Raw genomic sequence first — 11,978 nt, forward strand, 5'->3', positions numbered from 1 at the left:
GATAGTAATGTGCTGATGTTTTGGTTTAAATTTTTTTATTCGGCGCTGGCTGGCTCTATAGATCCTACGCCACTCACCTGGCGCTGGATGTTCTGTGGATTTCCCCTGAATCGTATACCGCCAACACCGCTCACTTTTGCCTGCAGGTTATCGGTTACATACACTTCTGCACTGCCAATGCCACTGAGGCTTACGTTGGCATCACGTACCCGCAGCTCATAGGCCTCCAGGTTACCGGCACCGCTTAAATCGGCCGCCAGCTGACGGGCCGAACCCTGAAAACTTACCGAAGAAGCACCGGAGAGCTCCAGCTCCAGCTTTCTTACTTCCATTGCCAGGTCTACCATGGCGGCTCCTCTTACCTCTATTTCCAGGTTTTTAGCCTGCAGGGTGCCAGTATTGGAGATATTGGCAGCGCCACCAACCTCCAGCCTTTCCAGTTCGGGGTAGCTGATGCGTATGGTAACGCCATCAGATCCGTCTATTTTTTTTGTGTTGCTGATCCGGAGCGTATTTCTATTTACCTCAGTCTGGATAAGCGGCATCAGGTTTTCATCTGTTTCAATGGTTAAACCTGGCTCCCCCTGCGCTAATTCAATAGAATAGTTGCCCTCTATTATAATATCAGAAAATTTTTCGAGGCTGCGCTGCTCTTCTACAACTGTACCATTGCCCTCTTCTGCTCTTTCATTAGAGCCACAGGCAAAAAAAAGGGGTAAAAAGCCTAACCAAAAGAATCTCTTAAACATAAAATCGTTGTATTTCTGATGAAAAGTACGTGAAGCGGCTGCAAAAAACAATGATCTCCATCAGGAGAACAATAAATACGGCCCTGTTGTTGGAGGCAAAGAGCCTGTAGCATGTAACCGGCATTGGTAATCTGCTGCCGAAATCCTATTTTTACGCCACAATTTAAAATTATATTGCTATGACAGCATATTCTTCTGCAGTTAAAAGCGCTGCACATACAATAGCCCGCGACGAAGTTGTTTTTTCTCTTATCCAGGAAGAACGCGAGCGTCAGGAGCGGGGCATTGAGCTGATTGCTTCCGAGAACTTTACCTCACCACAGGTAATTGAGGCTGTTGGCAGCGTATTAACCAATAAATATGCAGAAGGCCTGCCTGGCAAACGCTACTACGGCGGTTGCGAGGTGGTAGATGAGGTAGAGCAGCTGGCCATTGACCGCCTGAAAGAACTGTTTGGTGCCGAATGGGCCAACGTACAGCCGCACTCAGGTGCACAGGCCAATGCAGCCGTAATGCTGGCCTGCCTGCAACCCGGCGATACCATCCTGGGCTTTGACCTTAGCCATGGCGGGCATCTTACCCATGGTTCTACTGTTAACTTCTCGGGCAAGCTGTACAACCCTGTTTTTTATGGCGTTGAAAAAGAAACAGGCCTTATAAACTGGGATAAGGTAGAAGAAATAGCAAAAAAAGAGAAGCCAAAGATGATCATCTGCGGTGCCTCTGCCTATAGCCGCGACTGGGATTATGAGCGCCTGCGCCAGATTGCCGATGCTGTTGGTGCCCTTTTACTTGCTGATATATCGCACCCGGCCGGCCTTATTGCCAAAGGGCTGCTGAACGATCCGCTGCCGCACTGCCACATTGTAACCACCACCACCCATAAAACCCTGCGCGGACCCCGTGGCGGCGTTATTATGATGGGCAAGGATTTTGAGAACCCCTGGGGAATCAAAACGCCTAAAGGCGAAGTGCGCATGATGTCGTCGCTGCTGGATGGCGGTGTATTCCCGGGCACCCAGGGCGGCCCGCTGGAGCACGTTATTGCAGGCAAAGCGGTTGCTTTTGGCGAAGCGCTGACAGATGAATATATGCATTACACGCTGCAGGTTGTTAAAAATGCTAAGGCCATGGCCGAAGCGTTTGTAGCAAAAGGATACAACCTGGTATCTGGCGGAACTGATAACCACCTGATGCTGATTGACCTGCGCAATAAAAATGTAAGCGGTAAGCAGGCCGAAAATGCATTGGTGAAGGCCGATATCACCGTTAATAAAAACATGGTGCCCTTTGATGATAAGTCGCCCTTTGTTACCTCCGGTTTTAGGGTTGGCACACCTGCCGTAACCACCCGTGGCATGAAAGAAGAGCATATGGGCCGCATTGTGGAGCTTATTGACCGCGTGCTGATGAACCACGAGAATGAAGAGGTGCTGGAGCAGGTGAAGCAGGAAGTAAATGCATGGATGAAGGAATTTCCGCTTTATAAATAAGCTTGTTGTAATAAGAGAGGATTTAGGGGGAGAGTATTAGTGGCAGCAACACAAGAGATGTCGTTCATAGACCACCTGGAGGAACTCCGGTGGCATCTTATTCGTGCCCTGATAGCGGTGGTTGTTTTTACAATCGCAGCTTTTCTGGCAAAGGACCTGGTGTTTCATGATATCATACTGGGGCCCTCACGCACCGACTTCTGGACCTACCGGATGATGTGCAAGTGGGGGGCCTATGTAGGATCTGATGCGCTTTGTATTGATGAGCTGCCGTTTATCCTGCAGAGCAGGGAAATGTCGGCCCAGTTTGCCATGCACATTACCACCTCTTTTGTGGTGGGGCTTATTTGTGCATTTCCCTACCTGTTCTGGGAAATATGGCGTTTTGTAAGTCCGGCACTGTATGATAATGAACGTACCCTAAGCACAGGAGCCGTATTTTTTGTTAGCCTGCTCTTTATGCTGGGTACACTGTTCGGCTATTATCTGGTTGCGCCTCTCTCCATTAACTTTCTGGCCAACTACCAGGTAGATCCCAGCATTGTTAATGAGTTCGATATTAACTCCTATATTTCTACCCTTACCATGCTGGTGCTGGCCTGTGCGCTTATGTTTCAGCTCCCCATGGTCGTTCTCTTTTTAACGAAGCTGGGCGTAGCAAGCCCCGCTTCCATGCGGGCCTATCGCAAGATCTCTATCGTTATCATTCTGATTGTTTCGGCCGTTATTACGCCACCCGATGTTACAAGCCAGATCCTGATTGCACTGCCGCTTATGCTGCTCTATGAAATCAGTATTTACTTAAGTGCTATTATTTTACGCCGCGAGCGTAAGAAAGAAGCTGCAGAGCTTAAAGCACTTGAAGAGCGGGAACGACTGCGCGAAGCGCAGGAAGAAAAAAAGCGCCTGGAAGAACCAAAAAAACAACTGCCGCTGGATCAGCAGTTTGATTAGAGCACCGGCCATTAGCTACTTCTGAAAACACACAGCGCAGCCAGTTATCTTCAGTACTTAATGAACTTGCACAAAGTAAGCTTTCTGTAGTACCCCTACCTAAAAGTAAAAAGCTGCCCCGGAATGATCCGGGGCAGCTTTTTACTTTTAGGTATAATCTGTTTGTTGCTTTGCCTTTGCACATAGGGCTGCAGGCTGGCTGGCAATCTTATTCAAAATTATGGCCTTCGAGCTGAATCATAAGTGTATCGCCAGTAGCCAGCTGCTGATGAATCAGCTGATTCAGATAATTATTAACACGGCCGTAGGTTTCCACACCATTACTAGTTTTCAAATAATAATTGATCATTGGAAACTGCAGTTCTCCAAAACCTACAGTTGCATACTGCTCCGGTAAACTACGTATCTGATACTCGTAGTCTGCTTCTGCTGGTGCTGCCTCTATCTTATTGTAGGCGGGTTGTTTAACAACCATTTTAGTGAGTATTTCTGACCTGGTACTGCTCTCGGTAGGAACCGTTAAAGTATCCAGACCTCTGAGCAGTAAAACTCCGCCATTATCTGTAAGCTGGTATGAGTAGCGGTTAGCATCCATACCCGGCATCATTGTGGCAATACCATTATCAAACGATAAAGTCTGTGGCTGAGCTGTCAGTGAAGTGTTTTGCTTCTTAAAACCAGGATTTTTTCCTTCGGCAGTGATGCGCTCCAGCATAGGTTTGATCTTGGCAGAATCCCTGGCCCAGCCAAACCAGCCGCCTTTGACACCTATATAAATATAATCTGTATTGATGGTTGTGGCTGAATATGTGTTTTTGGGCTCTATGTTGGGCTCAGGCTCATCGCTTTTAAGACAGGAAACAGAAACAGCAGCCAAAAGAGCCGCCATCAAAAGGGGGCGTAATACATTCATTGTTATGCTTTTAAAAATAGTGCTAATAAAATTACACAAATAGCCGCTACTACCTATGCTTTTTAAGTTGAAAAGAAGCTTTTACAGACAGCAGCTTACAAATGCCACAAAAAGTATGGCAGCAATGGCTGATGGCTAAGTGCTGTTAATTAACGTGCAGGCACTGCTTATTATGATATTTTGCTCTTGAATTATTTATATTAACCATTGACTGTCAGCAAGCTTTATACCGGGGAGCCATCTCTTCCAGCACTTCCTTCAGAATGGTACAGGCCTGGCGCATCTCCTGCTCTGTCATGCCGGCAAAGCCCATCCGGCAGGCGTTTAACTGCTTACCCGGTGGGTTATAGCTTAGCCCGTTGGAGAGGTAAAGGTTACGGGCCTTGCAGGCTTCCGCTACCTTAACCAGCGGGTAGGCTTCCCTGAATTTCACCCACACGGCCATGCCACCCTCCGGTTCCTGGAAATAGAGATACTGGCTGAACTCCTGCCGCAGCAGCTGGCAAAAATGTTCCTTTCGCTTTTTATATATGTTTTTGCTCTTGCGCAGGTAGCGCTGCAGGGTACCCTCCTGGATCAGGTTGGCAAGGGCACGCTCTATAAGATGATCTCCCTGCCTGTCGATAATACGGCGGTACTTAACCATTTCCATGATCAGGGCCGGGGGAGCAACCACAAAGCCAACCCGAATGGTGGGATAGATTACTTTTGAATAAGATCCTGTATAAATCACCAGGCCATGCCTGTCCATACTGGCAATGGGCAGCGTTGGCTTGTTCTCATAGTGATAGTCAAAATCGTAGTCATCTTCCAGAATATAGAACTTATACTTTCTGGCCAGCTCATATAAATGCAACCGCCGCTCCGGCGCCAGCATTACGGTAGTGGGGTGCTGGTGATGAGAGGTAATGTACAGCATGCGGATTGGCTGCTGCTGCAACAGCGCTTCCAGGGCATGGGTATCCAGCCCTTTGCTGTCAACAGGGATGCGTACCAGCCTGGCGCCACACTGCTCAAAACAAAGGTTGGCGGTGCGGTAGTTAAGCTCGCCTATTACCACCGTATCACCGGGTTTAAGCGTGGTACGGGCCAGTAGGTAAATGCCCATTACACTTCCCCTTGAAATAAATATGTCTGCCGGCGCTACAGCAAATCCTCTTATTTCATTAAGCTGCCGGCAAACCATATTTCGAAAAAAGGGGTCTCCCTGGGCATCTGAATAACTGAACAGCTTCAGGGGGTTTGCTTTTTTGTGAAGGCGACGGTACTCACGCCCTAACTCCTGCAGCGGACTAAGCCTGGGGTCGGGAAAACCATCATTAAATTCCAGGGCACACTTATGCACCTCCGGCGCCTCCAGCAGCAGGTTTTGCTCCAGCCGAAAAGCAGTAGCCCCCGCTACATCTGCTGTAAAAAGGCTCTCTTCCTTCAAAGGGTCTTTTTCTGCAACGGTAACAACAGGCAGCCGGCCATTAACATAGAGGCCGCTCCGCTCCTTTGCCACCACCCATCCTTCTGCCTGGAGCTCATCCATGGCCAGGGTAATGGTATTGCGGTTTAGCCGCAGTATTTCTGCCAGCAGGCGGGTGCCGGGTAGCTTCTGCCCGGGCTTTAGCACCCCCTGCTGTATAAGGCTGGCAAGGCCCTGGGAGATCTGCAGGTATACTGCGCCGGACTTTTCTTTATCGATCTCCAGCAAATTCAGGTAAGGGTAATCCATAACTGGCCTATCTGTTATCTGTAAACTGGCACATAAAGATAGCCCAGTTGTAAGATACCTTTGATAAAAAAAGAAGCAAATATGAAAACAGCTGCAACTGCCCTGCTGCTTATTGATGTTCAGCAGGGGTTTTACAACGAAAGCTACTGGGGTGGCAACAGAAATAATCCCGGAGCAGAAGCCAACATCAGCAAACTACTCACGCACTGGCGCATGCAGGGGCTGCCTGTAATCCATGTAAAACATGATTCTGTGAATCCTGCATCTCCTTTGCACCCTTCCAGTACAGGCAACAACTTTATGGACTGTGCACTACCCCAGGCAGGCGAACCACTATTTCCAAAGCAGGTAAACAGCGCTTTTATCGGTACACGCCTACAGGAATATCTTGATGAAAATGGGATTACCTCGCTCCTGATCGTGGGCCTGATTACGAATCACTGTGTTTCTACCACCGCCCGCATGGCCGCTAACTTTGGCTATGAGGTGTGTGTAGCCGAAGATGCAACTGCCACCTTTGACAGGATAAGCTTTGACGGCACCCTCTATAAGGCACAGGATGTTCATAATATCTCTCTGGCAAACCTTCATGAAGAATTTGCCACCATTGTAAAAACTGAAGACATGATTTTACAACACACTAATATATTGAGCCATGCCTGAGCATAATTCCCCCGGCCCTCTCACCACCATAAGCCGCCATGCGCACCGCGGCGTATACGATCCTGAAACCATTTACGCCATTCTGGACGAAGCCATTGAAGTTACCATTGCCTATGCTGCTTATGGCACCGCCATGGCAATCCCTACAGGCTTTGTAAGGATGGATGATAAAGTTTACATCCACGCATCGGTAAAGAGCCACTTTATTCAGCAGCTCCTCCGGCAGGAAAAGGTTTGCCTTACTGTATCGCTGCTGGATGGCATGGTGCTGGCCAATACTGCTTTTAACCACTCATTTAACTATCGTTCTGTGGTTGCCTTTTCCAAACCTTTTGAGGTAGAAGATCCGGATCAGAAAATGGAAATTTTAAAAGCATTTACGGATAAACTGCTGCCGGGCCGCTGGGAGGACGATATTAAAAAACCTACGCCCGAGGAGTTGAAAATAACAGCTGTACTTGGCTTTTCACTGGAGGAAGCATCAGCCAAAATCAGGCAGGGTGCCGCCGGTAACAACCAGCAGGAAGCCTACAGAAAAGTATGGACTGGCTACATACCCCTGAAACGAAACTGGGGAGCTCCGGTAAAAAATGCCGACACAGACCCCCTGGTAGAAGAACCAGCCTACCTTGCTGGCTTGTATGCCGAACAGACCCAGTCTTGATAAAATGATAAACAGCCACAGCTAAATTTTAGCCACATTTGTTAGTTTACAGCTACTAATAACATCTTTAGCACATACGTACTATAGCAACGTTTATCAGAATTATTCATCTAAGCAGATTCTGAATAAAACCGCTATACCGCTAAATCAGCTGGAAAAGGCCAGGTGAGGCTAAGGGTTAATATTCGGTCTGCATGTGAATGTGGTCGTCGTGGCGCACAGCATCGCAGCCGTGGAAGCGAATTTTGGCAGCAGCAGAAAGTCCCAGCCGCTGCTGCAGGTGAGGCTCCAGGAAAACCTTGCCAATCTCTTTTTGCTCCAGTAGCAACTGCAGCACCCGTTTGGTACGCAGGGCATCAAACTTTAGATTTGGGCGGCTGCCCATGGTCAGGTACTGAGGATAGCTGTACTGCCAGTACCCTTTGCCATGGCAGGCTTCTGCTGTAGACAGCTCCTGTTCAGTGGGCCCTTCAAATACGCCATAGCCGCTGCGGCTGGGTATTTCATTGGTTACTGTACCATCGGGGCGCAGGTAAAAGAAGGCCAGGTCTACCTTGCGGCCATCGGTATGGCTTAGGTGCGGCAGGAGCGGAAACTTTTTAAAGAGCGGAAAGCCGGCATCCAGGTAGTGTAATTCTGAACTGGGGTGCTGTTGGCGGAGCTGATCTGCCACCTCCTGCAGCACCCTGCGGGTATTAGGCGTTACGTAGTGGCGGTTCAGCAGGGGGTACATAACACTGGCAGGCTTAAGCGTAGGCGAGGTAAACACTGGCAGGGGTGTACGGCCAAAATAGCCACATACAATTGGCAGTACTGCTGCTGTAATCAGCAGGTAAAGGGGCACAAACATCAGCAGTGCCCTGCCAGCTCGTTTGTCTTTCCAGCGGCAGGCAATGCAGTAACAAAGGAGCCAGAGTAACCCTCCTACCTGGGTAAGGGCGGTTAGCAGCAGCACTAGCAGGGTATGGATAAAAAAGCTGAACAAACGCATACGTACAAAATTGGGCATCTAAATTACATAATAGGTACATAGTAATCCCGGGTGCTCCGCTTTTTATTTACAAATGGCTATCTTCGCTCATATATACTTACCCCACTACTCACCATGAGCAAGAAAATAGCAATTGGAGGCGATCATGCTGGTTTTGAATATAAGCAGCGGCTCATCGACCACCTGCAGAAACAGGGATATGCGGTTGAAGATTTTGGCCCCGGAAGCGATGCATCCGTAGATTACCCCGACCATGCCCACCCGCTTTCAGAAGCTGTAGCTAATAAGCGCCAGGACCTCGGCATTCTGATTTGTGGCAGTGGCAATGGCGTTTGCATGACAGCCAATAAACACCAGGGTATTCGTGCCGGCCTCTGCTGGAACGAAGAAGTAGCTGCCCTTATCCGCCAGCACAATAATGCCAATGTGCTCTGCATACCCGCCCGCTTTGTGGAATTTGAGCAGGCCGTTAAAATTACAGATACCTTTTTAACAACAGAATTTGAGGGAGGCCGCCACGGACGCCGCGTAGATAAAATTGCCTGCTGATTGGCTAGTCCTGCTCCTGTAGTACCCAAACATGGGGAAAGCGTTCTGAATTTCTGTAACGGCTTTCAATGGTAGGCATGCGCTGAAAGAGCTGCGGTACAATGCCGGCATCGTCTATGAGCACCTGGGGAGTGTCCTGCTGGAAATAGCGGAACGCATCAACAAGGTTATCGTAATAGTCAAGCTCACTTAGCTGGCGGCTGGCCAGGCGCCACTCCAGGTAAGGGGTTGCCAGCTTTGCATGCTGGTACAGGCTTACATCGCGCCCCAGGGTAAGAATGCGTTTACCGGCTACAAGCTCTTCTTCGGGCCTGCTGTTTACCAGCAGGCGCTCGGCATTTACATAGGGCTTTATTTCTGGCACTACCTCCAGGTACAGCACCATGTGCAGGGCCAGCACAAGTATGGTAAAAAGCCAGAAGATGCCCTCTGCTTTAATATGCCTGCGCACCAGGAGCAGGTAGTGCGAAATGTAAAATGCCCATGCCGGCACCAGCAGCAGCAGGTGGTAGGCTGATTTTTCTGCAGAAAGCACAATGGCAATAATACCCGCAATGAGGGAGTAAAACATGGTTTGCTGCAGGCGGGTCTGGTATATTGTGTAATTGCGACGGCTAAAATTGTAAAGGCCCACTACAAAGAACAGGGAGGGAATTGCTGCCAGCGCAAGCAGGCTTAAGGTGCCCAGGTAGTTATCGCTGCCAAACAGGTTTAGCGACATCAGGTAGCCAAAGTAGAAATCCTGCAGGTTATCCTGCCAGAAGAAGTACAGCACAATAACAGCCAGGGGCAGGGCAACGCCAATAAAGAGCAGGAGGTACTGGCGGGGCTTTGTACCCGTAAAGATCATGAGCGCAAACAGCAGGGCCGGAAAGAAGGTGAGCGTTGGCAAAAAGAAGCCACCGGCCACGCCTACATAGGCGCCCAGGAAAAACAGGCTTTCGTCTTTACCCCTGCCCGATACCACTTTAAAGGCATTCCGGATGGCCATGAGCAGGAAGGTCATGCTCATGAGTGGAGGCGAAAGCAGATAAAAATCGAAGAAAATATGGGCAAGTACCGTATAAATGAGTGCAGGTACGTAAGTATTCTCGTTATAAGCTTTATAATTGAGCAGCATTATGTTAAACTGGCCTGCCTGAATAAGCACCAGCAGCATAGCCAGTATAGCATGTGCCAGGGGAGCGCGGCCAAACAGCTCATCGAGCAGCCAGTAAACGGCAGCAGAGAAGGGAGCTGTATTGTCCCATATGCCATCGTATAAGCTGTCGCCGGCAGAGAGGTTTTCTCCCAAAATCATCCACCCTAATTCTGGCTGTAGTGTGGGTGTCCAACCCAAAAGGGCCGGTAAGCGTAACACCAGAAGCAATAAGAAAATACCGATAAGCCGGTATGGATCGTTTAAACGGAAGAAGCCTATCACAAACCTATATTCGTATACCCAAACAAAAACGAAAATAGTTTATTTCTTAGACAAACAACAATCTTGTTATAATATTTGCACCTATGAGTGAAAGCAAACGACAACAGAAATTCAGTCGATTATTGCAGAAAGAATTAAGTGAAATTTTTCAGCGCGATATTCCACATTTGTTCAAAAATACCATGGTTACAGTCACCGATGTGCGCGTAAGCCCCGATTTAAGCGTAGCCAAGGCATTTTTAAGCTTTATGCTTGCCCCTAACCAGCAGCAGTTGCTGGATGTGGTGAACGAGCGCAAGGCAGAGGTGCGAAACATGCTGGGGCGCCGCATCCGCAAAGAGGTGCGCCATGTGCCCGAACTTGTATTTTTCCTGAATGAAAGTGCAGATTATGCGGCCCATATGGACCGGGTGATCAGCAGTCTGGACATACCCCCTGCACCAGACGAGGAGGAATAAAAAATACAGGATGTAAGACTTTGGATAAGATTGCTGAAAAGCAGTTTATAAATTCAGGTCTTGCATCCTGATCCTTGAGCATCAACCTTATAGTCAGCATTCTCCTTGAATCTACCTTTTTACATTGCCCGGCGCTACTTCCGCTCTAAAAAGAAGAAAACTTTCATCAACATCATATCCATTATCAGCATGCTGGTGGTGGCAGTAGGTACCTGTGCACTTATTATAGTGCTGTCGGTGTTTAATGGCCTCGAGGATCTCATTCGCTCGCTCTACAATACTTTTGATGCAGAATTGCGTATTGTGGCCGAAAAAGGAAAAACCTTTGAGTTAACCCCCGAGCTGCTGGAGCTTGTGAGAACCACCGAAGGTGTTGAGATTGTAACGGAAGTAGCCGAGGACAACGCCCTGATCCGTTACCAGGATGCCGAAAAAGTAGTTAAGATAAAAGGCGTGGGACCCAATTTTCTGGAACAGGGCCGCATGCAGGGCACCCTGCTGCAGGGCGAGCTAAGCCTGCAAAAGGGAAATGTTCCGGTTGCCATTTTAGGAGCGGGCGTTAGAAATGCCCTGTCTGTAGCACTTGAAAATGAATTTTATGTACTGCGCATTTACTATCCCCGGAATGTACGCCCGGGCACCCTGGACCCCAGCAAGTATTATGTGCAGCAAAACATCAAACCCGGGGCAGTATTCAGCATAGAAAAGCAGTACGATGATAACTATGTGTTTGTACCCCTGGAGTTTGCTCTAAACCTCTTTGACTACGGCAACCGCCGCAGTTCGCTGGAAATAAAAACAACCGATAAAGTAAGCATTAGCAGGGTGCAAAGAAGGCTTAAGGAACGCCTGCCGGAAGGCTTTCTGGTGCAGAACAGTGATGAACAGCATAGCAGCCTGCTGAAAGCCATTCAGATCGAAAAGCTGTTTGTGTACCTGGCCTTTACTTTTATCCTGGGAGTAGCCTCTTTCAATATCTTCTTTTCGCTTACCATGCTTGCCATAGATAAGAAGCGCGACATTGCCGTGCTCTTTTCCATGGGCGCCACCACTGGCCTGGTACGCCGCATCTTTTTGTACGAAGGTGCCATTATTGCCTTTACCGGCGCCCTGCTGGGCTTGCTGCTGGGAATTGTAATAGTACTGATACAGGAAGAATGGGGCCTGGTAGGCATGGGCATGCAAACCTCGGTAGAAAGTGCATACCCTGTTCAGCTTATGTGGACGGACCTGCTGTTTACTGCTATCAGCACCGCGTTTATTACCCTGCTTGCCTCGTTCCATCCGGCATCACTGGCAGCCCGTACCCCTACCGCACAGCACATTTAGTTTATATTCAGGATATAGCGCTTCTGTAGCGGAACATCCGTAGAAAGTATGCTGCAGGGTTCGGGGGTAAAC

Annotated in this window: 12 protein-coding genes; 7 read left to right on the plus strand and 5 right to left on the minus strand. The window is 48.7% G+C overall.

What is annotated here, in order from left to right; genetic code table 11:
- Window positions 1-35 precede the first annotated feature (35 nt).
- Window positions 36-749, minus strand: coding sequence for a head GIN domain-containing protein (locus KWJ01_RS25800; RefSeq protein WP_225000024.1), 714 nt, complete (start codon window positions 747-749; stop codon window positions 36-38).
- Window positions 750-928: 179 nt separating this feature from the next.
- Here KWJ01_RS25800 and glyA point away from each other — a divergent pair, with 179 nt between their 5' ends.
- Together glyA and tatC are read left to right on the plus strand one after the other, a co-directional pair.
- Window positions 929-2,242, plus strand: coding sequence for a serine hydroxymethyltransferase (glyA, locus tag KWJ01_RS25805; RefSeq protein ID WP_225000025.1), 1,314 nt, complete (start codon window positions 929-931; stop codon window positions 2,240-2,242).
- Between the two features lie 57 nt (window positions 2,243-2,299).
- Window positions 2,300-3,196, plus strand: a complete 897-nt coding sequence (tatC, locus tag KWJ01_RS25810; RefSeq protein ID WP_225000363.1) for a twin-arginine translocase subunit TatC — start codon at window positions 2,300-2,302, stop codon at window positions 3,194-3,196.
- Window positions 3,197-3,404: 208 nt separating this feature from the next.
- On the opposite strand, the gene KWJ01_RS25815 is transcribed toward tatC, so the two are convergent.
- Both KWJ01_RS25815 and KWJ01_RS25820 read right to left on the minus strand, forming a co-directional pair.
- Window positions 3,405-4,109, minus strand: a complete 705-nt coding sequence (locus tag KWJ01_RS25815) for a hypothetical protein (protein WP_225000026.1) — start codon at window positions 4,107-4,109, stop codon at window positions 3,405-3,407.
- Window positions 4,110-4,323: 214 nt separating this feature from the next.
- A complete protein-coding gene (locus KWJ01_RS25820) occupies window positions 4,324-5,829 on the minus strand; it encodes a PLP-dependent aminotransferase family protein (RefSeq protein ID WP_225000027.1) in 1,506 nt (501 codons plus the stop codon).
- 81 nt (window positions 5,830-5,910) lie between these two features.
- Here KWJ01_RS25820 and KWJ01_RS25825 point away from each other — a divergent pair, with 81 nt between their 5' ends.
- Window positions 5,911-6,492 carry a cysteine hydrolase family protein gene (locus KWJ01_RS25825; RefSeq protein WP_225000028.1) on the plus strand — a complete coding sequence of 194 codons (582 nt, stop codon included), beginning with the start codon at window positions 5,911-5,913 and terminating at the stop codon, window positions 6,490-6,492.
- A complete protein-coding gene (locus KWJ01_RS25830) occupies window positions 6,485-7,156 on the plus strand; it encodes a pyridoxamine 5'-phosphate oxidase family protein (protein WP_225000029.1) in 672 nt (223 codons plus the stop codon). Before KWJ01_RS25825 ends, KWJ01_RS25830 begins: the two co-directional genes overlap by 8 nt.
- Before the next feature lie 178 nt (window positions 7,157-7,334).
- Here KWJ01_RS25830 and KWJ01_RS25835 read toward each other — a convergent pair whose 3' ends face one another.
- Window positions 7,335-8,165 (minus strand): hypothetical protein, encoded by an 831-nt coding sequence (locus tag KWJ01_RS25835; protein WP_225000030.1) that lies wholly within the window; start codon window positions 8,163-8,165, stop codon window positions 7,335-7,337.
- Window positions 8,166-8,261: 96 nt separating this feature from the next.
- Between KWJ01_RS25835 and rpiB the strand changes: the two genes are divergently transcribed.
- Entirely contained in the window at window positions 8,262-8,696 is a 435-nt protein-coding gene (gene rpiB, locus KWJ01_RS25840; RefSeq protein ID WP_225000031.1) for a ribose 5-phosphate isomerase B, read from the plus strand.
- A 4-nt stretch (window positions 8,697-8,700) separates the two neighbouring features.
- Here rpiB and KWJ01_RS25845 read toward each other — a convergent pair whose 3' ends face one another.
- The gene (locus KWJ01_RS25845) at window positions 8,701-9,996 is read right to left on the minus strand and encodes a hypothetical protein (protein ID WP_225000032.1); all 1,296 of its coding nucleotides are present in this window, start codon (window positions 9,994-9,996) and stop codon (window positions 8,701-8,703) included.
- 206 nt (window positions 9,997-10,202) lie between these two features.
- Here KWJ01_RS25845 and rbfA point away from each other — a divergent pair, with 206 nt between their 5' ends.
- Together rbfA and KWJ01_RS25855 are read left to right on the plus strand one after the other, a co-directional pair.
- Window positions 10,203-10,577 carry a 30S ribosome-binding factor RbfA gene (gene rbfA / locus KWJ01_RS25850; protein ID WP_225000033.1) on the plus strand — a complete coding sequence of 125 codons (375 nt, stop codon included), beginning with the start codon at window positions 10,203-10,205 and terminating at the stop codon, window positions 10,575-10,577.
- 105 nt (window positions 10,578-10,682) lie between these two features.
- Window positions 10,683-11,906 carry an FtsX-like permease family protein gene (locus KWJ01_RS25855; protein ID WP_225000034.1) on the plus strand — a complete coding sequence of 408 codons (1,224 nt, stop codon included), beginning with the start codon at window positions 10,683-10,685 and terminating at the stop codon, window positions 11,904-11,906.
- The last annotated feature ends 72 nt before the right edge of the window (window positions 11,907-11,978 follow it).

The sequence above is a fragment of the Cesiribacter sp. SM1 genome, assembly GCF_020178975.1.
Classification (GTDB): domain Bacteria; phylum Bacteroidota; class Bacteroidia; order Cytophagales; family Cyclobacteriaceae; genus Cesiribacter.

What these genes read in the sequence shown, in the direction of transcription:
- KWJ01_RS25835 (WP_225000030.1), bottom strand. Translation starts at nt 8,165, where the DNA reads ATGCCCAATTTTGTACGTATGCGTTTGTTCAGCTTTTTTATCCATACC.
- KWJ01_RS25800 (WP_225000024.1), bottom strand. Translation starts at nt 749, where the DNA reads ATGTTTAAGAGATTCTTTTGGTTAGGCTTTTTACCCCTTTTTTTTGCC.
- KWJ01_RS25830 (WP_225000029.1), top strand. Translation starts at nt 6,485, where the DNA reads ATGCCTGAGCATAATTCCCCCGGCCCTCTCACCACCATAAGCCGCCAT.
- KWJ01_RS25845 (WP_225000032.1), bottom strand. Translation starts at nt 9,996, where the DNA reads ATGATTTTGGGAGAAAACCTCTCTGCCGGCGACAGCTTATACGATGGC.
- rbfA (WP_225000033.1), top strand. Translation starts at nt 10,203, where the DNA reads ATGAGTGAAAGCAAACGACAACAGAAATTCAGTCGATTATTGCAGAAA.
- glyA (WP_225000025.1), top strand. Translation starts at nt 929, where the DNA reads ATGACAGCATATTCTTCTGCAGTTAAAAGCGCTGCACATACAATAGCC.
- KWJ01_RS25820 (WP_225000027.1), bottom strand. Translation starts at nt 5,829, where the DNA reads ATGGATTACCCTTACCTGAATTTGCTGGAGATCGATAAAGAAAAGTCC.
- rpiB (WP_225000031.1), top strand. Translation starts at nt 8,262, where the DNA reads ATGAGCAAGAAAATAGCAATTGGAGGCGATCATGCTGGTTTTGAATAT.
- KWJ01_RS25825 (WP_225000028.1), top strand. Translation starts at nt 5,911, where the DNA reads ATGAAAACAGCTGCAACTGCCCTGCTGCTTATTGATGTTCAGCAGGGG.
- tatC (WP_225000363.1), top strand. Translation starts at nt 2,300, where the DNA reads ATGTCGTTCATAGACCACCTGGAGGAACTCCGGTGGCATCTTATTCGT.
- KWJ01_RS25815 (WP_225000026.1), bottom strand. Translation starts at nt 4,109, where the DNA reads ATGAATGTATTACGCCCCCTTTTGATGGCGGCTCTTTTGGCTGCTGTT.